The 20,887-nt window shown below is 67.3% G+C and carries 27 protein-coding genes and 2 tRNA genes; 16 read left to right on the forward strand and 13 right to left on the reverse strand.

Annotation, left to right across the window (positions count from 1 at the left end):
* Positions 1–25 precede the first annotated feature (25 nt).
* The gene (locus tag LAQ73_RS08745; RefSeq protein ID WP_224267903.1) at positions 26–988 is read right to left on the reverse strand and encodes a DUF5787 family protein; all 963 of its coding nucleotides are present in this window, start codon (positions 986–988) and stop codon (positions 26–28) included.
* Positions 989–1,200: 212 nt separating this feature from the next.
* On the opposite strand from LAQ73_RS08745, the gene LAQ73_RS08750 reads away from it, so the two are divergent.
* The 8 genes from LAQ73_RS08750 (at position 1,201) to LAQ73_RS08785 (ending at position 6,627) form a co-directional block, all read left to right on the forward strand.
* A complete protein-coding gene (locus LAQ73_RS08750) occupies positions 1,201–2,430 on the forward strand; it encodes a translation initiation factor IF-2 subunit gamma (RefSeq protein WP_224267904.1) in 1,230 nt (409 codons plus the stop codon).
* Between the two features lie 21 nt (positions 2,431–2,451).
* Positions 2,452–2,826, forward strand: a complete 375-nt coding sequence (locus tag LAQ73_RS08755; RefSeq protein WP_224267905.1) for a PIN domain-containing protein — start codon at positions 2,452–2,454, stop codon at positions 2,824–2,826.
* 1 nt (position 2,827) lies between these two features.
* Entirely contained in the window at positions 2,828–3,400 is a 573-nt protein-coding gene (locus LAQ73_RS08760) for a DNA-directed RNA polymerase (RefSeq protein WP_224267906.1), read from the forward strand.
* Positions 3,400–3,597 carry a transcription elongation factor subunit Spt4 gene (gene spt4, locus LAQ73_RS08765; protein WP_224267907.1) on the forward strand — a complete coding sequence of 66 codons (198 nt, stop codon included), beginning with the start codon at positions 3,400–3,402 and terminating at the stop codon, positions 3,595–3,597. The genes LAQ73_RS08760 and spt4 overlap by 1 nt, the downstream gene beginning before the upstream one ends.
* A gap of 7 nt (positions 3,598–3,604) precedes the next feature.
* A complete protein-coding gene (locus LAQ73_RS08770; RefSeq protein WP_224267908.1) occupies positions 3,605–4,135 on the forward strand; it encodes a GTP-dependent dephospho-CoA kinase family protein in 531 nt (176 codons plus the stop codon).
* Positions 4,136–4,279: 144 nt separating this feature from the next.
* Positions 4,280–4,591 (forward strand): 30S ribosomal protein S24e, encoded by a 312-nt coding sequence (locus tag LAQ73_RS08775; RefSeq protein ID WP_224267909.1) that lies wholly within the window; start codon positions 4,280–4,282, stop codon positions 4,589–4,591.
* 56 nt (positions 4,592–4,647) lie between these two features.
* Positions 4,648–6,255: a bifunctional N(6)-L-threonylcarbamoyladenine synthase/serine/threonine protein kinase gene (locus LAQ73_RS08780; protein WP_425601130.1), complete on the forward strand. Its 1,608-nt coding sequence runs from the start codon at positions 4,648–4,650 to the stop codon at positions 6,253–6,255.
* A 96-nt stretch (positions 6,256–6,351) separates the two neighbouring features.
* Positions 6,352–6,627, forward strand: coding sequence for a DUF5808 domain-containing protein (locus LAQ73_RS08785; protein ID WP_224267911.1), 276 nt, complete (start codon positions 6,352–6,354; stop codon positions 6,625–6,627).
* A gap of 52 nt (positions 6,628–6,679) precedes the next feature.
* On the opposite strand, the gene LAQ73_RS08790 is transcribed toward LAQ73_RS08785, so the two are convergent.
* Positions 6,680–6,931 carry a DUF7999 family protein gene (locus tag LAQ73_RS08790; RefSeq protein WP_224267912.1) on the reverse strand — a complete coding sequence of 84 codons (252 nt, stop codon included), beginning with the start codon at positions 6,929–6,931 and terminating at the stop codon, positions 6,680–6,682.
* Between the two features lie 191 nt (positions 6,932–7,122).
* Between LAQ73_RS08790 and LAQ73_RS08795 the strand changes: the two genes are divergently transcribed.
* Entirely contained in the window at positions 7,123–7,794 is a 672-nt protein-coding gene (locus LAQ73_RS08795) for a non-canonical purine NTP pyrophosphatase (protein WP_224267913.1), read from the forward strand.
* A 138-nt stretch (positions 7,795–7,932) separates the two neighbouring features.
* Here LAQ73_RS08795 and LAQ73_RS08800 read toward each other — a convergent pair whose 3' ends face one another.
* The gene (locus LAQ73_RS08800; RefSeq protein ID WP_224267914.1) at positions 7,933–8,448 is read right to left on the reverse strand and encodes a DUF7384 family protein; all 516 of its coding nucleotides are present in this window, start codon (positions 8,446–8,448) and stop codon (positions 7,933–7,935) included.
* A 122-nt stretch (positions 8,449–8,570) separates the two neighbouring features.
* Positions 8,571–9,674: a putative sulfate/molybdate transporter gene (locus tag LAQ73_RS08805; RefSeq protein WP_224267915.1), complete on the reverse strand. Its 1,104-nt coding sequence runs from the start codon at positions 9,672–9,674 to the stop codon at positions 8,571–8,573.
* A 133-nt stretch (positions 9,675–9,807) separates the two neighbouring features.
* Between LAQ73_RS08805 and LAQ73_RS08810 the strand changes: the two genes are divergently transcribed.
* The 4 genes from LAQ73_RS08810 to LAQ73_RS08825 are packed head-to-tail and all read left to right on the forward strand — an operon-like array spanning position 9,808 to position 13,194.
* Positions 9,808–10,839, forward strand: coding sequence for an ABC transporter substrate-binding protein (locus LAQ73_RS08810; protein ID WP_224267916.1), 1,032 nt, complete (start codon positions 9,808–9,810; stop codon positions 10,837–10,839).
* 27 nt (positions 10,840–10,866) lie between these two features.
* Positions 10,867–11,550, forward strand: coding sequence for an ABC transporter permease (locus tag LAQ73_RS08815; RefSeq protein ID WP_224270744.1), 684 nt, complete (start codon positions 10,867–10,869; stop codon positions 11,548–11,550).
* Positions 11,547–12,419: an ATP-binding cassette domain-containing protein gene (locus tag LAQ73_RS08820; protein WP_224267917.1), complete on the forward strand. Its 873-nt coding sequence runs from the start codon at positions 11,547–11,549 to the stop codon at positions 12,417–12,419. Before LAQ73_RS08815 ends, LAQ73_RS08820 begins: the two co-directional genes overlap by 4 nt.
* Before the next feature lie 52 nt (positions 12,420–12,471).
* Positions 12,472–13,194 carry a TOBE domain-containing protein gene (locus LAQ73_RS08825; protein WP_224267918.1) on the forward strand — a complete coding sequence of 241 codons (723 nt, stop codon included), beginning with the start codon at positions 12,472–12,474 and terminating at the stop codon, positions 13,192–13,194.
* 12 nt (positions 13,195–13,206) lie between these two features.
* Here the strand turns inward: LAQ73_RS08825 and LAQ73_RS08830 are convergent, their stop codons facing one another.
* From LAQ73_RS08830 to LAQ73_RS08840, 3 genes are all read right to left on the reverse strand, one after another.
* A complete protein-coding gene (locus tag LAQ73_RS08830) occupies positions 13,207–14,064 on the reverse strand; it encodes a dihydrodipicolinate synthase family protein (protein WP_224267919.1) in 858 nt (285 codons plus the stop codon).
* A 329-nt stretch (positions 14,065–14,393) separates the two neighbouring features.
* Complete coding sequence (locus LAQ73_RS08835) at positions 14,394–15,068, reverse strand: potassium channel family protein (RefSeq protein ID WP_224267920.1); 675 nt, start codon at positions 15,066–15,068, stop codon at positions 14,394–14,396.
* 93 nt (positions 15,069–15,161) lie between these two features.
* Positions 15,162–15,794, reverse strand: a complete 633-nt coding sequence (locus LAQ73_RS08840) for a DUF2238 domain-containing protein (RefSeq protein WP_224267921.1) — start codon at positions 15,792–15,794, stop codon at positions 15,162–15,164.
* 213 nt (positions 15,795–16,007) lie between these two features.
* On the opposite strand from LAQ73_RS08840, the gene LAQ73_RS08845 reads away from it, so the two are divergent.
* Positions 16,008–16,610 (forward strand): metal-dependent hydrolase, encoded by a 603-nt coding sequence (locus LAQ73_RS08845; RefSeq protein WP_224267922.1) that lies wholly within the window; start codon positions 16,008–16,010, stop codon positions 16,608–16,610.
* A gap of 47 nt (positions 16,611–16,657) precedes the next feature.
* Here the strand turns inward: LAQ73_RS08845 and LAQ73_RS08850 are convergent.
* Together LAQ73_RS08850 and LAQ73_RS08855 are read right to left on the reverse strand one after the other, a co-directional pair.
* Positions 16,658–16,729, reverse strand: a tRNA-Thr gene (locus LAQ73_RS08850).
* 55 nt (positions 16,730–16,784) lie between these two features.
* On the reverse strand, positions 16,785–17,498 hold the full coding sequence (locus LAQ73_RS08855) for a DUF7114 family protein (protein WP_224267923.1): 714 nt from the start codon (positions 17,496–17,498) through the stop codon (positions 16,785–16,787).
* 59 nt (positions 17,499–17,557) lie between these two features.
* On the opposite strand from LAQ73_RS08855, the gene LAQ73_RS08860 reads away from it, so the two are divergent.
* Positions 17,558–18,259, forward strand: a complete 702-nt coding sequence (locus tag LAQ73_RS08860; RefSeq protein WP_224267924.1) for an enoyl-CoA hydratase/isomerase family protein — start codon at positions 17,558–17,560, stop codon at positions 18,257–18,259.
* 2 nt (positions 18,260–18,261) lie between these two features.
* On the opposite strand, the gene LAQ73_RS08865 is transcribed toward LAQ73_RS08860, so the two are convergent.
* Positions 18,262–19,095, reverse strand: a complete 834-nt coding sequence (locus LAQ73_RS08865) for an NAD+ synthase (RefSeq protein ID WP_224267925.1) — start codon at positions 19,093–19,095, stop codon at positions 18,262–18,264.
* Positions 19,096–19,225: 130 nt separating this feature from the next.
* On the opposite strand from LAQ73_RS08865, the gene LAQ73_RS08870 reads away from it, so the two are divergent.
* A tRNA-Gly gene (locus tag LAQ73_RS08870) sits at positions 19,226–19,296 on the forward strand.
* A gap of 150 nt (positions 19,297–19,446) precedes the next feature.
* Here the strand turns inward: LAQ73_RS08870 and LAQ73_RS08875 are convergent.
* The 3 genes from LAQ73_RS08875 to LAQ73_RS08885 are packed head-to-tail and all read right to left on the reverse strand — an operon-like array spanning position 19,447 to position 20,702.
* Complete coding sequence (locus LAQ73_RS08875) at positions 19,447–19,605, reverse strand: hypothetical protein (protein WP_224267926.1); 159 nt, start codon at positions 19,603–19,605, stop codon at positions 19,447–19,449.
* Positions 19,593–20,327 (reverse strand): Nmad3 family putative nucleotide modification protein, encoded by a 735-nt coding sequence (locus LAQ73_RS08880; protein ID WP_224267927.1) that lies wholly within the window; start codon positions 20,325–20,327, stop codon positions 19,593–19,595. Before LAQ73_RS08880 ends, LAQ73_RS08875 begins: the two co-directional genes overlap by 13 nt.
* A gap of 42 nt (positions 20,328–20,369) precedes the next feature.
* Positions 20,370–20,702 (reverse strand): DUF7577 domain-containing protein, encoded by a 333-nt coding sequence (locus tag LAQ73_RS08885; RefSeq protein ID WP_224267928.1) that lies wholly within the window; start codon positions 20,700–20,702, stop codon positions 20,370–20,372.
* Between the last annotated feature and the right edge of the window lie 185 nt (positions 20,703–20,887).

The raw sequence follows: 20,887 nt of genomic DNA on the forward strand, positions 1-20,887 counted from the left end.
CCGCCGATTTCTCGTCCGCCGTCGACTATCCGAACTGGTCCAACCCGCTCTGTCGTCGCGCGACGCCCGACGGTTCCCGTACCCACGACGACCGCCCGGCGCGAATCGCGTCCAACTCCAGTTCCGAACCCTCGCTTTCCTCGAACCCCGGACACGACTCGCCGCAGTCGCTGCCGGGATCGACGACGCACCCGAAATGTTCGCAGCGGGGTCGTCCGTCGTCGGTCGGGTTCATCCGCGCACACGGCGGCAACTCGTAGTTTCGCCACCCCTTGCCGTAGGCGCGTTCGGCGATGCGTCGCCGCTTCCGCGCTTTCTCGCCCGTGCCGACGATGGCCACGTCGGTCCGAAGCGGCCGCTCGTCGAGCAGTTCGACGCCGGGGTCGGCGACCGGCAACGTTGCTGCCTCGCGGACGACTTCACGCTCGCCGGTGTCGGGGTCGAAGCGCCAGACGCCGACCTCCTCGGGGATGCGGTTCAGGTGCGCGCGGGTGACGTAGCTCTCGGTGGCGAGAATCACCTCGTCGAACAGCGCGAGACTCACATCGACCCTGAGTTGGCGCTCGAGGTCGCCCGGCCGCGAGAGGTCGGGCTTGTTCTCGATGCCGACCAAGCGGGAGAACCAGTTTTCGGGGTAGCGCGTCGTCCGGCGGACGTATCGTCGGCTCCCGCGGCGTTCGGACTCGAAGAAGCCGAGCTCGACGGCGCGGTCGGTAACGCCGCGGGCCGTCTCGGGATGGCAGTCGAAGGCGTCCTTCCAGTAGGTCGCGCGGCCGACGCCTACGTCGCTCTCGATTGCGAGCGCGGGGATGGAGTACGGGGTGATTCGCGTGCGGGCGGCGAACCCCGGGCCGGGTTCGACGAGAACGGTGTCGACGATGCGGCTGCCCGGCGAGGCGACGGCTGCCCCGAGCTGGCGGGCGACGAGCGAGTCGGTCGCCTCTTCGAGAGACGCACAGAGGGCCAACTCGAACCCGAACTCCTGCACAGCGGAGGGGAGGTGACGGGGACGCAAAAGCGGACCGGTCGTCTGCGGCGCGTTGCGCGGCAGTGTGCGGCAGTGCGCGGCGGTGCGCGGAGGCCCTCAAAACCGAAGTCGAGGTGTTTGTTCACACGTCACGAACCGTCAGACGCGGTGAGAACAGCAACTTTATCACTCGCACGGGGCGAATCTTTCGCAAGATTGCTCTTAGGAGGTCAATGGTGACGAAAACACAACAACCGGAGGTGAACATCGGACTCGTCGGCCACGTCGACCACGGGAAAACGACGCTGGTGCAGGCGCTCAGCGGGTCGTGGACCGACCAGCACTCGGAGGAGATGAAGCGCGGTATCTCCATCCGTCTGGGCTACGCCGACGCGACGTTCCGACGCTGTCCGGGAATGGACGAACCGGAGTGTTACACGGTCGAAGAGGAGTGCGAGAACGGCGAACCGAGCGAACCGATTCGCACGGTGTCGTTCGTCGACGCACCCGGCCACGAGACGCTGATGGCGACGATGCTCTCGGGCGCGGCGCTGATGGACGGGGCGGTGCTCGTCGTGAGCGCCACCGAGGACGTCCCGCAGGCGCAGACCGAAGAACATCTGATGGCGCTCGATATCATCGGCATCGAGAACGTCGTCATCGCACAGAACAAGGTCGACCTCGTCGACCGCGACCGCGCGGTCGAGAACTACGAACAGATCAAGGAGTTCGTCGAGGGCACCGTCGCCGAGGACGCGCCCATCGTCCCGGTGAGCGCCCAGCAGGGCGTCAATCTCGACCTGCTCATCGACGCCATCGAGCGCGAGATTCCGACGCCCGAGCGCTCGTCGAACGACGACGCGCGGATGTTCGTCGCGCGCAGTTTCGACATCAACCGACCGGGGACGACGTGGGATAACCTCTCCGGCGGCGTCGTCGGCGGTAGCCTCGTCGACGGGACGCTGAGCGTCGACGACGAGATCGAGCTGCGCCCCGGCCGCGAGGTCGAAGAGGGCGGCCAGTCGGAGTGGCAACCCATCTCGACGACGGTCCGGTCGCTGCAGGCGGGCAGCCAGATGCTCGACACGGCGACGCCGGGCGGTCTGCTCGGCGTCGGCACCGGTCTCGACCCGAGTCTCACGAAGGGCGACGCGCTGGCCGGACAGGTCGCCGGGACGCCCGGCACCCTCCCGCCGACCCGCGAGGCGTTCGAGATGGAGGTCGACCTGCTCGAACGCGTCGTCGGCGGCGACGACGAGATCGACGAGATTTCGACGGGCGAACCGCTGATGCTGACCGTCGGCACGGCGACGACCGTCGGCGCGGTGACGAGCGCCCGCGAGGGCGAGTGCGAGGTGTCGCTGAAGCGCCCCGTCTGCGCGGCCGCCGGCGCGAAGATAGCCATCAACCGCCGCGTCGGCGCGCGCTGGCGACTCATCGGCATCGGAACGCTCGTCGAATAACCACGGATGGTCGCCGTCGCCATGGACACTAACGCGCTCATGATGCCCGTCGAACTCGACGTCCGCGTCTTCGACGAACTCGACCGACTGTTCGGTCTCGGGACCGTCGATCTCGTCGTCCCCGAGACCGTCGTCGCCGAGTTGGAGAAGCTCTCGGCGGGCAACGGCGAGGAGAGCGTCGCGGCGAGCGTCGGTGCGGACCTGGCGGCCGACCGCTGTCGGACAGTCGAGACCGAGGCGACGTACGCCGACGACGCACTGGTCGAACTCGGCGCGCGCGGCGACTGTGAGTACGTCGTCACGAACGACCACCCCCTGCGCGACCGCCTGCTCGAACGCGGCGTTCGAGTAATCGGTTTAAGGGGTCGGAACACACTGAGTATCACAGAACCATAACATGTACAAGAGGGTACGACTCAAGGACACGGTCGAGGTGCCCCCGCGGCACCTCGCCGACGTGACGCCCGAACGGGTGAAGCGTCTGCTACAGGATAAGTTGGAAGGACGGATGGACGAGGACGTCGGTAGCGTCGTCAGCATCGCCGAGGTGAAAGACATCGGCGACGGCTCGGTACTCCCGAACCGCCCGGGCGTCTACTACGAGGCGGAGTTCGACGCCATAACGTACGACCCGCACATGCAGGAAGTCGTCGACGGGATCGTCGTCGAGGTCGTCGAGTTCGGCGCGTTCGTCGGTATCGGACCGGTCGACGGCCTGCTGCACGTCTCGCAGATTTCGGACGAGTATCTCGCCTACGACGGCGAGAACCAGCAGTTGGCCTCGACGGAGTCCTCGGACACGCTCGGCGTCGGCGACTCCGTTCGCGTCCGCATCGTCACCAAGAGCATCGACGAGCGCAACCCGCGCGACTCGAAGATCGGTCTCACGGCGAAACAGCCCGGACTCGGCAAGCACGGTTGGCTCCAGGTCGAGCGAGAGGAACGACAGGCCACGACGGAGGGTAACTGATGGCCAAACCCCGCCTCGCCTGCCGCGAGTGCCACTACATCAACCAACCGGACTCACAGAGCTGTGACCGCTGCGGGTCGTCGAGTCTCACCGAGGACTGGGCGGGGTACGTCGTCGTCGCCCACCCCGAAGAGAGCGAGATTGCCCGGGAGATGAACGTCGACGAACCCGGCGGCTACGCGCTGAAGGTCCGGTGAGCCGCTGATGTTGCGGCTCCCCGACGAACTCCGGGGAGCGTTCAAAGAGCCGCTGGGCCCCGTCTACACCGACAGCGAGCGACTGCTCTCCGAAACTGCGGGCCCGATCGTCGCCGTCGGTGACGTCGTCACCTACCACCTCCGGACCGCCGACCGCGACCCCGACGTGGCCGTCATCGACGGGAAGACGAAGCGCGAAGCAGTCGGCGACGAGATTCGCCGCGTCCTCTCGGGCGACAACCCGCGCATCGAAGTCGAGAACCCCGCGGCGACCCTCTCCGAGGAACTGCTCGCCGCCCTCCGCGACGCCGTCGAGAGCGACGAGAACACCGTCGTCGTCGTCACAGAGGGCGAGGAGGATATGGCGACGCTTCCCGCGATTCTGGTCGCTCCCGTGGGTTCGCTCGTCGTCTACGGCCAACCCGACGAGGGGATGGTCGGTGTGGCCGTCACTCCGGAGACGAAAGCCGACGCGCGCGAGCTGATGACGCAGTTGGCGGGCGACACGGACGCGGCGTTCGAGACGCTCGGCGTCTGAACCCGGCCTCCGCCGAGACGCTCGCTGAGTGCTCACCGGTCGCTCGCGTAGCGCTCACCGGTCGCTCGCCGAAACTCCGCCGTCGCCTCCCGCCCCTTCGAAATCCTTTTACTTGCTTCGCCGGGATTTATGAGCAACTGAACTATGGAAATCGAAATCATCGAAGAGGAGGAGAACCCGATGTTGCACCGGACGGACGTTCGATTCACGATGACGCACGACGAGGCGACGCCCTCGCGTCTCTCGGTCCGCGACAGCCTCGCGGCGAAACTCGACAAGAACTCCGACGAAGTCGTCGTCCACGAACTCGACACGAAGTTCGGCATGCGCAAGACCGCCGGCTACGCGAAAGTGTACGAGAGCTCCGATTTCGCCCGCGACGTCGAGCAGGAGTACATGCTCGAACGCAACAAGATCACCGCCGACGACGCCGACGCGGAAGCCGAGGAAGCGTAATCTGAAACGTGCGCGTTCTGGGTATCGAAGGGACGGCGTGGGCCGCGAGCGCTGCGCTGCACGATACCGAACGCGACTCCACTCTTATCGAATCCGATCCGTACCAACCCGATAGCGGCGGCATTCACCCGCGCGAGGCGGCCGAGCACATGAGCGAGGCCATCCCGCGCGTCGTCGAAACCGTTCTGAAGCGAGCCGAGGAGACCAGCGAGGGCGACGGCGCGCCGATCGATGTTGACGAGCGAAGCTCGTCGGCCCAACGGGCGACGCCCGTCGATGCGGTAGCGTTCTCGCGGGGCCCCGGCCTCGGTCCGTGTCTCCGCATCGTCGGCACCGCCGCGAGAGCGCTCGCCGGCGCGCTCGACGTGCCTCTGGTCGGCGTCAACCACATGGTCGCCCACCTCGAAATCGGCCGCCACCAGTCGGGGTTCGACTCGCCCGTGTGTCTCAACGCTTCGGGCGCGAACGCGCATCTCCTGGGCTATCACAACGGCCGCTACCGCGTCTTGGGCGAGACGATGGACACCGGCGTCGGCAACGCCATCGACAAGTTCACTCGACACGTCGGCTGGACCCACCCCGGCGGACCGAAGGTCGAACGGGCGGCCGCAGACGGCGAGTACATCGACCTTCCGTACACGGTGAAGGGGATGGACTTCTCCTTCTCGGGCATCATGAGCGCCGCCAAGGACGCCTCCGACGAGGGCGAGGCGGTCGAGGATATCTGCTTCTCGCTGCAGGAGCACGTCTTCGGCATGCTCACCGAGGTCGCCGAGCGCGCGCTCTCGCTCACCGGCACCGACGAACTCGTTCTCGGCGGCGGCGTCGGCCAGAATCAGCGTCTCAGGGAGATGCTGACATCGATGTGCGAGGAGCGCGGCGCGAAGTTCTACGCGCCCGACCCGCGCTTCCTCCGGGACAACGCCGGGATGATCGCCGTCCTGGGCGCGAAGATGTACGCCGCCGGCGACACCCTCGAGATAGAGGACTCCGCCATCGACCCGAACTTCCGACCCGACCAGGTGCCGGTGACGTGGCGCGGCGAGACGGAGTCGGTCGCCCGCGTCGTCGACGGCGACGGCGCCGTCAGGGGCGCGGAAGCGACCGTCGAGTTCGACGGCGACCGCGTCGTGAAGCGCCGCCTCCCGAAGGCGTACCGCCATCCGGAACTCGACGCGCGCCTCCGCCGCGAGCGGACGGTCGCGGAGGCGCGACTCACGAGCGAGGCGCGGCGGGCGGGCGTCCCGACGCCGCTGGTCCGCGACGTCGACGTGCGCGAGTCGACCATCACGTTCCAGCGCGTCGGCGATGCGGATCTCGCGGCGACGCTCGACCCCGACGCCGTCGCCGACGTGGGCCGACATCTCGCGGCGCTGCACCGCGTGGGAATCGTCCACGGCGACCCGACGACGCGAAACGTCCGGGTCGCCGAGAGGGCGACCGCGGCGGGCCGGACGTTCCTCATCGACTTCGGCCTCGGCTTTCACACCGGCCACGTCGAGGACCACGCGATGGACCTGCACGTCTTCGAGCAGAGCATCGAGGGGACCGCCGCCGACCCCGACCCGCTTCTGGAGGCGTTCGAGACGGGATACGCCGCCGACGGCGACGAAGACGTACTCGCACGGCTTCGAGGAGTCGAGTCGCGGGGACGCTACCGCTGACCGAGTCGGGCCGCTACCGTTCCACCGCACGCCTCGATTCGCACACGCGACGACGCAGCCAAAACGATTTATCAGAGGCGAGTGTATCGCACTCGTATGGCGGACAAACCAGAAACCGGCGAACTGTTCGGCGTCCCGTACAACTTCGAACGTCCGAGCGCCGGTCGGATGCTGTCCTCGTACTGGCAACCCGGCGACCGGATGCTCGTGAAGAAACCGTTCGGCGTCGGCTACACGCTCAACCTCGCCAACTGGCGCTCGTGGGTCGTTCTCCTCGTCGCGGCGGTGCTGGTCTTCCAGGAGCGCAAGAGCCGCGAAGAAGCCGAGTACGAAGACGATGGGCCGGTCGAAGTCGTCGTCGACGACGACTGAGCCGCGTTCCTCCCGTTGTTTTTCGACGAGCGGACGACCGTTCGTCGAGTCGTTACTGGCGTGAGCGGGCGAGACCCGTCGCGCGCCAGACGTTACCGCGCGTGCCGACCGGACGCAGTTCCAGCGGAACCGACGCCCCGGCGGGCAGCTGCTGCAGCGTCGACTGCAACTGCGAGGTTTCGTACTCCGCGATGTGTCGCGTGGCGTTCGATTCAACCGCCTCGACGGTCATCGCGCCGTGCGCGTTCATCTCCTTCCTGACTGTCACCAGCTCCGTAGCGTACTGCTGCCGTGCCCCGGACATACCCGCCCTATTTAATCGCAATTGCTTAAATGCTGATAATTTTCTTACCATCTGATACTGAGAGCTCTGTAGCTCTCATTTAGTGACAAATAATGTCACAGTTTTTCGTACGCCGAACTCACGCGCCTCGCACCCCGTATCGCCTCGGCGAGACCGACGCCTCTTTGCGACGGGCGACCCCCTCCTCGGATATGCTCCACTACGTGACGACGAACGAGGGGAAAGTCGCAGAGGCGGCGTCGTACCTCGGCGAGTCGGTCGGCCAGGTCGACTTCGACTACACGGAGATCCAGAGCGACGATTTGGGACGCATCGCGGCACACGGCGCGCGCGAGGCGTACCGCCACACCGTCGCCTCACAGACGCGACGAGCAGACGGCTCCGCCGCCGACGTCGGCGACGCCGTCCTCGTCGACGACGCGGGGTTGTTCGTCGATGCCCTCGGCGGCTTCCCGGGGCCGTACTCCTCGTACGCCGAGGACACCCTCGGCGTCGAACGCGTCTGGCGAATCGCCGAAAAAGAGGAGAACCGAAAAGCGGCGTTTCGCTGCGTGCTCGCCTACTGCGACGGCGAACCGTTCGCCGCCTCGCCGGACCCGGTGGACCGCGACGACCGCGTCGCCGCTGCCGCGACGGGCGCGGAGCGCGACGCCGAGGAGACCGAACCGCTGCCGGTCAAGCTGTTCGAGGGCGTCGTCCGCGGCCGTCTCGTCGCCCCGCGCGGCGAGGGCGGGTTCGGTTACGACCCCATCTTCGAACACGACGGGAAGACGATGGCCGAGATGAGCACCGAGGAGAAAAACGCTATCTCGCACCGGGGTCGGGCGTTGGCGAAGTTCGGGGAGTGGTTTGCTGAGCGATAGCGAAGCAAACCTCGGAGGGCTCGCGCTCGAATACGAAACTCAACTGGAAATCATCTGAAACCGTACTATGTATCCACTTGTTCGGAACTCTTCACCCGTTTTCCGCCATTACCGACCGACAACCAGTGATACGGCCGTCTATCCTCGCGGGTCGCGGTCCGGGCCGGGATACTCCCCGCCGACGACTTCCCGATAGAGGCTCTCGGCGTCGAACAGCGTCGCGAACGCCTTCGGGTGACGGACGCTCATCGAGACGCGTCTCTGCAGCGTCGCGCCCGCCTGCGCCGTCTGCAGACGCGGGTCCAGCGTCAGGAGATGCATCGCGCCGCCGTGGTACGCCGACCCCAGCGCCGGGTGGTCGCCGTCGGTGTGCTCCGTCGGTTCGCACAGCGTCTCGATTTTCGCTCGCCAGTCGGCGGCGATATCGGCATCTGCCAGCGCGGTGACGACGGTCTCGGCGTCGTCCAACAGCGCGTCGCTTGCGACGAGCGTCGTCCACGAGTGTTCGCGGAGGTAGTCGAGCGCCCGTCGGGAGTCACTGCCGACGAGAAGGTCCGCCGCGAGCACGTCGGCGTCGGCGACGACGCGGGCGGGAGACGCCTCGGGGCACTCGGTCGTCCCGGGCCCTTCGTCCGCTCCGGCTCCGTTAGCCATCGTCGCTCCGCCTTCGTTCGAGTTCCTCTCGCGCGTCGCGTTCGGTCGCCTCGTACTCGGTCGCTCGCTCGAAGAGGTCGGCCCAGGTCATATCGAAACGTGGGGCGGCCACCACAAGACGCTTATCGGTCGTCGGTTCCCGTACCGTCGTACTTTGACGCCACGAGCCACGCCGCCACCCCGACGACGAACGCGACGCCGACGTTCGTCACGACGCCGCCGACGCCGACGAGGACGGTCAGTGCGAGCGACTCTGTCTGTGTCGCGCTTCGTCCCAACTGGACCGCGACGAGCACCAAGAGGACACCCAGAAGTGCCATCGGGAACGCGAGCACGACGCCCGCGAACAGCGCGGCGACGACGTAGACGACGCCGAGGACGACGTTCGCTCCGCCGGTCCGCGCGCCGAAGGCGTACTTGCCCGCGAGGCCGCCGCTGCCGTGGCACATCGGTAATCCGCCGAAGGGGACCGAGAGAAGCGTCATCGCGCCCATGCTCGTCGAGAGGTCGTCCGCCGACACGTCGGCGTCGAAGAGGTCCGAGCAGAGAAGCGAGGTGGCGACGGCGGCGTTGCCGACGGTCATCGCCAACTGCGCCGTCGCGCCCTCCAGCGAGCCGAGAGTGAGCGTGGGTCCGCCCGCGGGGAAGACGGAGAGGTCGGGGAGTTCGGCCGCCGGAACGCCCGCCGTCGCGGCCGCCATCGCTCCACCGACGCCGAGCACGACGAGCGTCGCCGCCCGCGGCCGTCCGAGTGCGACGACGCCGAGAGTGAGCGCCACGGCCAGCGCCGCGAGCGCGGGATTTCCGAGACCGAGTTCGACACCGGTCTGCGCCAAGAGCAGCGCGACGGCGAGTTGGACGCCGCGAACGACCGGTTCACCGACGTAGCGTTCGACCGACGAGATGGCGCTCGTCCGACCCGCCAACAGGAGCACCGCGCCCGCGACGAGCCCAGCGGCGACGAGTTCACCGTAGCTCAGCGCTCCGGCGATAGCGAGCGCCGCGAGCGCTTTCATCGGTTCGACCGACAGCGGCAGGCCGTAGACGAGCCCCCAGACGAGCTGAAAGAGGCCGAAGGCGACGAGAACGTGCGGGAGCGACATCGGGGTCAGCGCGCCGAGCGCGACGACTATCGGGAGAACCGTAACCGAATCACCTAACGCGCCGGTAACTTCTCCGGCGTCGAACCGAAGCGCTCTCTCGCTCCGTACGCCCGCGAATGCCATCGTCTGAGTCTATACGGGGCACGTGATGAGAGTTGTCGGTAACTAATCCTCCTCACGCCAAGCGACTGCCGGAACCGAAATTGGTTAACATCGGAGGGTAACACTTAATCAGCCGCTCTCCATCGATGAATCCATGAAGATACAACGGAGGCGGTTCGTCCAAGCAGCGGGTGTCGGGGCGGTTCTCGGACTGAGCGGCTGTTCGAGTCAATATCCGCCGGAGAACACTGAAAGCAACATCGCGGGAAACCAGACCAACAGCGGTAGCCAAAGCGACGGCGAGGGCGGTCAACAGGAGCTCACGCTCGCGACGACGACGAGTACCTACGACACGGGTTTGCTCGACGACCTGAACCCGATGTTCGAAGCGCAGTTCGACGCCCGGATCAACACAATCCCGCAGGGGACCGGCGCGGCCATCGAGACGGGCGCGGCCGGCGACGCCGACGTGATTCTCGTCCACGCGCGCGGTGCCGAAGACGAGTTCCTCCAGCAGGGTCACGGCGTCAACCGCCGCGACGTGATGTTCAACGACTTCGTCATCGTCGGCCCCGAGGACGACCCGGCGGGCATCAACGGGACGGGGAGCGCGACCGAGGCCTTCTCGACTATCGCCGAGACGCAGTCGACGTTCATCTCCCGCGGCGACGACTCGGGGACGAACAAGAAAGAGCTCCTCGTCTGGGAGGAGGCCGGCGTCGAACCCGGCGGACAGTGGTACCGCGCCATCGGCCAGGGGATGGGCGACACGCTCAACCAGGCGAGTCAGTCGAGCGCGTACACCCTCGCCGACCGGGGGACGTATCTCTCGATGCAGAACGAGATCAGTCTGGCCGTCCACGTGCAGGGTCCCCTGCAGGACGGCCCGGTGATTCTCCAGAACCCCTACGGCGTCATCCCGGTCAACCCCGCCCAACACGACACCGTCAACTACGAACTGGCGATGGCGTACGTGGGCTTTCTCACGAGTCCCGAAGGCCAGAACGCCATCGACAGCTACACCGACAACGGGTCGCAGTTGTTCTTCCCGAACGCGCTCTCGGAGGAGCCGAACTTCGAACAGTACGTCCCGCAGGGGTACAGCGCCGAGGAGAGTCAGTCGCTCTCGCGGCGCGACAAACAGTTCCTCTACTGGGCCGACCAGCAGGTCCCGGCGGATTATTAGTCGGGTGCCCCCTCAGACAGAACCGTGATTTCGGCGTTCGGCGACCTGAACCTGAACTACCTCGTCAGCGTCACGTTCGTGTCGCTGTACGTGAGCACCGTCGCTGTCGGCATCAGCACGCTCGTCAGCCTTCCAGTCTCCATCGGCGTCGCGTTCGGCGACTTCCCCGGTAAGCGCCTCCTCACGACGGTCATCAACACCGGGATGGGGTTTCCGAGCGTCGTCGTCGGTCTCGTGGTCCTCCTGACGCTCTCGAACGCCGGCCCGCTCGGCGACCTCCAACTGCTGTTCACGCCGCAGGCGATGATCATCTCCCAGACCATCCTCGCGACGCCCGTCGTGCTCAGCGTCTCCATCTCCGCCGTCGAGGGGGTCAGCGGCGATCTGCGCGACGCCGCCTTCGCCGCGGGCGGAACGAACACCGACGTGGGGTTGCTCGTTCTCCGCGAGGCGCGCTACGGCATCGTCACGGCCGTTTTGGCCGGCTACGGTCGCGCCATCAGCGAGGTCGGCTCCGTGCTCATCGTCGGCGGGAACATCGTCTACCCGCCCGAACAGACCTCCTTCACCCGGACGCTGACCACGGCCGTCACCGTGGAGGCCCGCCGCGGCAACTACGAGACGGGACTCGCGCTCGGCGCGGTGCTTCTGGTGCTCGTGCTCGTCGTCAACGCGCTCGGCGGTCGTATCCGCGACGGGGGGCGAGCGTGAGCGAACAGGAAGCGACGGACCGCCTCCGTCTCGTCGCCGACGGCGTCTCCCGCGGCTTCGACGGGAAGCCGGTCCTCGAAGACGTCTCGCTCTCCGTCGAACCCGGCGAAGTGCTCGCCATCGTCGGGCCCTCCGGAACCGGTAAGACGACGTTGCTGCGCCTCCTGGCGCTGTTCTCGCGGCCGGACGAGGGTCGTATCGGACTCGGAGACGTCGCCAAGAGCCCGACTAACGCTCCCGACGGCGGCGTCGCCGACGTCCGGACGAACGGGCGACTCGACGCTACGACCCGCGACGCGTGGGCGCTGTCGGACGAGGAACGGCTTCGGCTCCGGCGACGCATCGGTCTCGTCGCGCAGGACCGCTCGCTGTTCTCGGCGTCCGTCGCGTACAACGCCGCCTACGGCCTCGGCGTCAGACGGGGACGGTCGTCTCGGCTGCGCGCTTCGCTCGCGAGAGCAGTTGGGCGGTGGTCGCCGCCCGACGCCGCCCTCGACGCGCTCGAAACGGTGGGGATGGTCGAGATGGCCGACGAACACGCGGAGTCGCTCTCGTCGGGCGAGGCCCAGCGCGTCGGCGTCGCGCGGGCGCTCGCGGTCGACCCCGACGTCCTCCTCCTCGACGAACCGACCTCGAACCTCGACCCCCGAAACACGGCGGTCATCGAAGACGCGATGCGCGAAGCGAAAGCGCGCGGTATCGGCGTCGCGCTCGCAACACACGACATGGCGCAGGCGCGTCGCGTCGCCGACAAGACGGCTGTCGTTCTCGACGGAGCCTGCATCGAGCACGGACCCACCGAGAGGGTGTTCGAGTCGCCGCGCGACGACCGCGCCAGCCAGTTCATCGCGGGCGAACTCGTCTACTGACCCGACTCCCGAGTACTGGTGGACTGATTACGGGGGCCCGCGAACGGGGGGTATGGACGGCGCGTTCGAGGCGTACCTCGCGGCCGGCGGCGTCACCTTCGACGACGACGACGTCGAACTGCTCCGAGCGGTCGACGACCACGGTTCGGTCAGCGGTGCCGCCGCCGCCCTCGGCCGCTCGCGGGCCCGCGCGCTCTCGCGGCTGGAGACGCTCGAATCCGCCTTCGGCTCGCTCGTCGAACGCCGACGCGGCGGGGCCGACGGCGGCGGGAGCGAACTCACCGACGAGGCCGGAGCACTGCTCGACCGGTTCGCCCGCCTGCGCGCGGCGCTCTCGGGGACGACGGGCGCGCGCGAGGCGGTCCTCTACGGCCGAATCGCCAGCGTCGACGGCGAACTTGGTATCGTGGACACGGACGCGGGGTCGGTCCGCGCGCTCGTCGTCGACGCCGAGGGGCGGTTGGTCCGAGGAGTCGACGCCGGAACGCCGGTGCAGGTGGGGGTCCGCGCCGACGCCGTCACGCTCCACGCGCCCGACGATGCGCCCCTGTCGTCGGCGACGAGCGCCCGAAACCGCTTCGACGGCGTGGTCTCCGACCTCGACGCCGGCGAGACCGTCGCCACCGCCGTCGTCGACATCGGGACGAAGCCGCCGCTGTTCGCGCTCGTGACCGCCGAGAGCGTCGAACGCCTGGGGCTCGCCGAAGGGGCAAGCGTCGTCGCGTCGTTCAAAGCCACGGCGACGCGAGCAACGGTGGTCGACGACGAAAAATAGGGCTCGGACGCGCTACAGTTCCGCGACCAATGACTCTAGTTCCTCGCGCACCTCGTCGTCCACGGGTTGGTGCGGCGCGCGGGCGTAGCCGGCGGGCGCGCCGCGGGCGCGCATCGCCGCCTTCAGTCCGGGGACGCCGTGGACCGCCGTCACCGCGCGGTTCAACTCGACGAGACCGGCGTTCAGTTCGCGCGCCCCCTCGGTGTCGCCCTCGCGGTGGCGCTCGTATATCTCGGCGCAGGCCTCGGGCGCGACGTTCGCCAGACCCAAAATACCGCCGTCGGCACCCGCGTCGAGCGCGTGCGCGGCGACGCTGCCGGCACCGACGAAGAACTCGAACTCGTCGCCCGCCAGTCGACGGGTGCGGCCGAACGCTTCGAGGTTCCCGCTCGAATCTTTCATGCCCGCGACGTTCGGGTGGTCGGCCAGACGACCCGCGGCCTCCGGCGAGAGCGCGACGTTCGTGTACGGCGGGACGCTGTAGAGGTACACCGGAATCTCGGCGTCGTCGGCCACCTCGCGGTAGTGCGCCTCCAGCGCCGCCTCGTCGTGCGGGAAGTAAAACGGCGTGACGACGAGCGCGCCGTCGGCACCCGCGTCGGCGGCCAACTGCGTCTGTCGCTTCGTTTCGCGCAGGCCGGGATGGCCGGTGCCGGCGAGCACCGGCACGGAGGCCTCCCCGACGACGAGCTCGACCACGCGGGCGCGCTCTTCGGCGCTCATCAGTTCGGCTTCGCTGTTCGACCCGCAGGGGACCAGAAAGTCGACGCCGCGGGCTTCGACCCAGCCGACGAGTTCTCTGAGCGATTCCTCGTCGAGGTCGCCGTCTTCGGTGAACGGGGTCGCAAGCGGCGGTCCGATTCCTTCCATAGCGACCGGTCACGCGCGGCGAAATTGTAGCTTTGGGTCGGGGTCGCACGGTCCGCTTTCTCGGCCGTCGCGCAGAGAACGCCTCAGGGAGACGAAACGTCCGAATCCGGCGTCGTACGACAGTCGCACGCCCGTCTGACGCGGGTTTAAGTCGGTCCACAGGCACCGTTCATCCGGGCGCGTAGACGGCATCTGTTCCCATCCTCCCACCCGTTCGCGCCCGGATGCACGCCGAACCCCACCCGACTGCATCCGAGTTCGCTCCGGACGGTCGTCCCCCGCGGCCGACTCCGGGCGAACGTACCGCGTTTTCGCCGTCGCGACTCGACTCAGGCGCTCTCGACAGCCGCGTCTCCGAGTAGATGTCTGCGAACGTCTTCGAGCGACTCCTGTTCGACGATGAGCGCGACTCTGTCGCCTGCTTCGACGGTCGTCTGCGGTAACGGAATCGTCATCGCCTCCCGGTCGTTGCCGTGAGCGTAGATGCGGGCGGTCGACGGCAGGTCGATCTCGCTGGCGCGCTTGCCGACGACCGGCGAGCCGTCGGGGATAGTGACCGCCGACAGCTGGAGGTTCTCGGTGAGTTCGCCGATGGCGTTGAAGTTCCCACCCAGGAGGGCGGTCTTCGCGCCCGCCGCGCCGAGTCGTTCGGGGTAGATTATCTCGTCGACGTCGTCGGCGTACTCCTTGTAGATCTCCTCGCGGTAGTCGGCGTCGATGCGGAGGACGGTCCGGCAGCCGTGTTCTTTGGCGATCATGCAGACCGCGTAGTTCGTGTTCAGATCGCCCGTGATGGCGCCGACGGCGACGACATCGTCCAGTCCGGCGCGCTCCAAGACGGCCTCGTTGCTGCCGTCGCCTTCGATGACCTCGAATCCGGATTTTCGGGCGCGCTCGACTTTCTCCCGGTTGTTCTCGACCAGTACGACCTCGTGGCCCTCCTCCTTGAGGATGCGCGAGGTTCGAGAGCCGACCCGGCCGTACCCAACGATAACGAATCGCATGAGTCAGTATACCGTGCTCCGCCTCAAAAAGCTACGTCCCGTCCGGGACTCGTCGTGGTGTCGATGCCTCCTCACCGTCAGTGTCTCGTCGGCTCACCGTCCGCGCCTCCGTTCGAGGCGTCCCACGAGCGATTCGACCGTCGCCGAGAGTCGCTGCGTGCCGAACAGCGCGACGAGCACCGCTCCGACGGCGTCGAAGACGAGGTCCATCAGCGTGTCTTCGAGGCTGTACTGGATGAGGACCGCCTGGATGCCCAGCAGGTCGGTGACCACGCGCATGCTGAACTCCAGCACCTCCCAGAACACGCCGAACGCGAGTGTCACGACGAGAATGAACACGGAGAGAAACCGCGGCGGGAAGAACACCGCACGGGTGTGCTCGTCGAGTGCGCGCGTGGTCGCGTAACCGACACCGGCGACGACCGTCGCAGACAGCGTGTGCGTGAGGTTGTCCCACCACGGTATCGCGGTATAGAGTCCGAGCATCCCGAGCGAGTGCAGCGAGACGGCGAGCGTCACCCAGAGCGTGACGCCCGCACCGAGGTTGATGTCGGTGTCGCGTTCCAAGAGCGCCGGCAGAAACGTCACTGAGAGCGCTATCGCCGCGTTGGCGACGACGCTGAGGTTGCGCTGGAGGAGGCCGACGACCAGCGCCGCTCCGATGACGAGTTGGAGACCGCGACTGAGTCGCCGTTGCCGACGCGCCGACAGGGAAAACAGCGTCATCGTGCTGTGTCTTCGGCGTCCGCGCTAAACGTTGTTCCGGCGACGTAGTGAGCACGACTTCAGAGAGCAGCCGACGTTTTTCGGTTTTCGCACGTGCCGTGCTCCCACATGTGCTGTGCTCCCACACGTGCCGTGCTCTACACGTGTCGTGCGTGCGCTGCGTTTCCACGGTGCCCGACACGGTTTTTGCCTCATATGCCATATTCGGGGTCGATGATGGCCACCACGCACGCCCTGATAGGGGTCGTGCTCGCGCTCGTCGTCGCCCCCGACGGCGGCCTCCTCCCGGTTGCGGCCGCCGGTCTCGGCGGACTGTTTCCCGACTTCGACCTCTACGCCGGACACCGAAAGACGCTACATTTCCCCGTCTACTTCCCGCTCGCCGCGTTCTTCGCCGCGGGTGTCGCCGCGCTCGTCGCCTCGCCGATAGCGCTCGCCGTCGCCCTCTTTCTGGCGGCGGCGGCGATCCACTCCGTGATGGACATCGTCGGCGGCGGCCTCGAACTCAAGCCGTGGGAAGCGACCTCCGACCGGGCGGTGTACAACCACTTCAGCGGTCGATGGATCGCGCCCAAGCGGTGGATTCGCTACGACGGCGCGCCCGAGGATTTCCTCCTCGGGGCCGCCTTCGGTGTGCCCGCGTTGCTCGTCCTCGCGGGCCCCGAACAGACCGTCGTCGGCGTCGCCCTCGCCATCTCGGCGGTGTACACGCTCTTGCGCAAGACGCTCGTACCCATGGCCGAACACCTCGTTGACGTGCTACCCGCCGAACTGCTCGCGTACGTCCCCGAGCGCTTCGTCGAAGACTTTCGGTAGGCGGCCGCTCGGCGACGAAACGTCTCACAGAAGTGGAATCGACAGTAAGCCTAGGCCGGGATTTGAACCCGGGCTCTCGTCCTTACCAAGGACGCGCTTTACCGCTAAGCTACCCAGGCGCCTACTGCGCAATCAGTCGTTTGCCCGATTCGTCTTTAGGCGTTTCGATTCGGGTCAGCTATCGGTAGGCGATGGCACGGGATCGTCGCCACCGGCCGCCAGTCGCTCGGCCGCCGCATCGGGAAGCGTCGCCGGTGCGGGGGGAAACGACGTCCCGTATTCGGCGGCGAGGTCGGCGGCGTACGCCGAGAGCGACTCCGGTATCGCCTGTCCGACGGCCGTCGCGCCGGCGAGCACCGCGAGGTCGAGCACGTCTGCTTCCAGTCGCCGGTTGAAGGATTCGACGTCACGGTCGGGCTCGCCGTCGATGGCGGCGCTCGAAGTCGGTCGACGGCCGAGCGTCTGGTCGCGGCCGAACGTCCGGACGGTGTCGACGGCGCGCGTCGCCGCCTCGGTCCGCGCGAGGACGAAGAAGCCGCGAGCGACGAGCACGTCGGCCGCGAGGACGAGCATGTCCGCCTCGATACCCGCGATGAGACCGTCGGTGCCGTTCTGTCGTTCCGAGGCGTCGTCGGCCCACGGTTCCTCGCGGGCGAGGTCACGGGTGAGACGGAGGCCTTCGTAGATCAGTTGGACGCCGGCGGCGCGTTCGGCGAGCGCCTCGGCGTCCACGTCGGGGTCGAGCGCCCGTGCGCTCACCAGTGCGAGCGCCCCCGGCAGCATCGACGCGTCCGCGAGGCGCGCATCTAACGCGTCTAACAGTTGCGGAGGGTCGATATCCGAAAGCGCTTCGCGCGCGGCATCGCGGGTCCGCACGGCGTCGTCCATCAACGGACGGTAACGACGGGAAAGGCAAAGACCTTTGGAAACTCCCCCGCAGCCCCGGTATGGTTCGCTTCACCGACCGCGAACGCCTCCGCGTGGTCACCCTCGATCGACCCGAACGGCGCAACGCGCTCCGCCCTGAGGACTTGGACGCGCTGGAGGCCGCGGTCACTGGTGCCGACGCCGCCGGCGTGCCGGTTGTCTACCTCCACGGCGAGGGACCGGCGTTCTGCGCCGGGGCGGATTTGGACGTAGTCACCTCACTCTCGGACCCCGAAGCGTTCGCCCGCCACGGTCAGCGCGTCGCAAACGCCATCGAAGCCGCCGATTCCGTCGTCGTCGCTGGTATCGACGGCGCGGCCCGCGGCGGAGGTGTCGAACTCGCGTTAGCCTGCGACCTCCGTCTAGCGACGCCCGAGGCGACGTTCGCCGAACCCGGCGTCCGGTTCGGCCTGTTCGGCGCGTGGGGCGGCACGGTCCGCCTCCCGCGCGTCATGCGCGAGGGCGACGCGCTCGACTTCGCACTCTCGGGGCGCACGATCGACGCCGAGGAGGCACTGCAGACCGGGTTGGTCTCCCGAATCGAGGAGAATCCGATGGGGGTCGCTGAGCGCCTCGCCGCCAACGAAGCGGACGCGCTGGCGGTGGTGAAAGCGCGGATGCGAGACCGGCGGGAGAGAGAAGCACAGGAGGCCGCAGAAGCGGAGGCGTTCGGCGACCTCGTGCGGGCGCACGCCGCCGACATCGCGGCGGATAGAGAGTAGTACTACAACTGGAGCGCGTCGGGTGCGGGCGGCATCGACCGCTTGTGGGCGCTCTGGACGACCAACTGTTCGACCCGTTCTATCTGTGCTTCGGTCACGCCGAGATGCCGCGCGGTCGCCGCCGTCGACAGCGGGCCGTCGACGTGCAGCGCGAGAATCGCGTCGAGCGTGTCGTAGGTAACGCCCATCTCATCTTCGTCCGTCTGTTCGAGCCACATTTCCGCGGAGGGCGTCTTCATCACGAGGTCCTCGGGGACGCCGACGTGGGCGGCGAGTTGGCGAACTTGCTGTTTGTACAGGTTGCCGATGGGGTTGCAGTCGACGGCCTGGTCGCCGTACTTCGTGAAGTAGCCCGTCATCGCCTCGCTGCGGTTGCCCGTGCCGAGGACGATGCGGCTCTCGTGGTTAGCGACGAAGTAGCCCAGCACGCCGCGGGTGCGGACGTAGACGTTACCGGCGGCCATCCGGTCGTCGGCCGCCTCGGGGAAAGCGTCGAAGAACCGCTCGGCGATGGGCTGTATCTCGACGACGTCGTACGGGATTCCGAGCATCTGTGCGACCCGTTCGGCGTCGCTCATGTTCTCCTCGGTGTTCACCGAACTCGGCATCACGAGGCCGTGAAGCCCCTCCTCGCCGAGCGCCTCGACGGCGAGGTGGGCGGTCAACGTGCTGTCGATACCCCCCGAGAGACCGAGCACCGCGCCCTCCGCGCCGGCGTCGTCGACGACGCTCCGGATGAACGCGACGATGTGTTCGCGCGTCGCTTCGAGTTCGGACTCCGAGAGCCGGAGGTCCAGCGGTGCAGTGTCGTCGAGAATCGGCGTCTCGCTACTCATCGACTACTCGTAGACGCGTCGGTGACTAATAGGCATCTCTTCGCGGAATTTGCTGGACGCGCGTCCAGTTCCGCGAAACGCTATCTTGAAGTGTTCCCGTCCGGTATTTTTGGTGCACGCGACGCAGTGAGCGCCGATGGTCCAATGGTAGGACAGTGGCTTCCCAAGCCACCGGTCCGGGTTCGATTCCCGGTCGGCGCATAACCGCTGTGAGCGCACGCGAATAGCGTGTTTTTGCGACGGGAATCCGAACCCTGCTAGTCGAAGCGTTCGAGCGCAGCGAGAACGACCGTCTGGCTTCGGTTCGATTCCCGGTCGGCGCACTTCATCTGGTCGTTTACCGACCGTCGTTCACCTCGCTTCACTCGGTGAACTCCCGGTCGGCGCAGTTTTGTCGAACACCGTCGCCATCTCGGTGGAGAGTCCGTCTACCGCGGGGTCCTGGTCGCGGGACTCGGTCATCCGCTCGTCCGTGCGCTTCGACGCGTTCCGCGCCGCTATTCGAACCACGGCGCGTCGTCCGTCTCTCGCTCGCCATTGTCCACCAGTGCCCGAAGTTCCGCCGTCGCCGCCTCGTCGTACCAGAAGCGCCGCCGCCACCACGGCCCTTTCCCGGAGTCGTTCGACAGTTCCGTGACGAGTCGGTTCGCCGTCGCGCCCGCCTCGCGCGAACTCAGCGGGACGACGCGCTCGAACAATCCCGACCCCTCGCCGCCTTCGACGAGCACCTTCGCGTCGAAGGGGTCGCGCTTGACGTGGGCGTTCTCGGCGAATCGTTCGCGGTCGGCCGGCGAGAGCTCGTGGTACTGTTCGCCGGTCACCGCCCTGCGAACGCGGAACTCGCCGATGAGGTAGGTACCCCAGTCGTCGCGGACGACGCGGTTCGAGGCGGGTGAGTCGCCCTCCAGACTCAACGTCGCGTAGAAGAACAGCGAGTCGCCGGGCACTAACTTCGACAGCGGCCCGGCTTTGACGCCGTGTTCGTCGCCGTAAGTGTGTCGCGTCGAGCCGTGGACGCCCGAGAACGCCGGGTCGAGGTGGACCGGCGTGTCGTGCACCGACGCCGGCAGGTCGAAGCCGAACGAGAGGTCACCGTACGTCGGCACTGTCTCCGCCGTCTCTTCTCGTTCGGGAATCGGGACGTACTCGAACCGGCCATCGGGGTACACCGGCCCGCGAAACCCGGGTAGATTCGTGTTCGCGGCGACGTTGATGGCGATGCTTTGGGCCACGCCGTCGCTACGGACTGCGGCGACAAATCGGCGGCGTTTCGCTCACCCGAGTCGCTGCGCACAGCTCCGACAGAACGTGAACGTCGTGTCCGGTTCGTTCTCGACGCCGCAGTGCGGACAGACGCGCTCTGTCGTCGACTCGCGGAACGCCTCCGCCGTCGCCGTCGACATCGGCGGTCCGACGTTTACGGCTCCCGTTCGGTCGCGGACGATCTCACGCTCTGTGGGTTCGTCGCCCCCGCTGCCGCGTCGGGCACCGGCGCTGTCGGCCTCGGCGAACGCGCCGCCCTCGCCACCGAGATACCGGTAGACGAGCAGTTGGAGGACGACCAACCCGAGCACGTACACGAGTATCCATCCCCACAGTGCACGCATACTGTGTCATTTGTCATCATGGCACTTGTGTCTTCGGTTTACTTTATAAACAAACGCTGTCGACGGTGCGCCGTCGGTCGACTAGGATGGAGTCGAAAAGCCCGAACGAAGAGGTCAGAGGTGCGACGAGAGGGGCTGTCGGCCGAGACGAGTTCGTGCATCCGAATCGGAGTCGAAGTCGGAGT

This window comes from Haloprofundus salinisoli (genome assembly GCF_020097815.1).
In the GTDB taxonomy this organism is placed as follows: Archaea; Halobacteriota; Halobacteria; order Halobacteriales; family Haloferacaceae; genus Haloprofundus; species Haloprofundus salinisoli.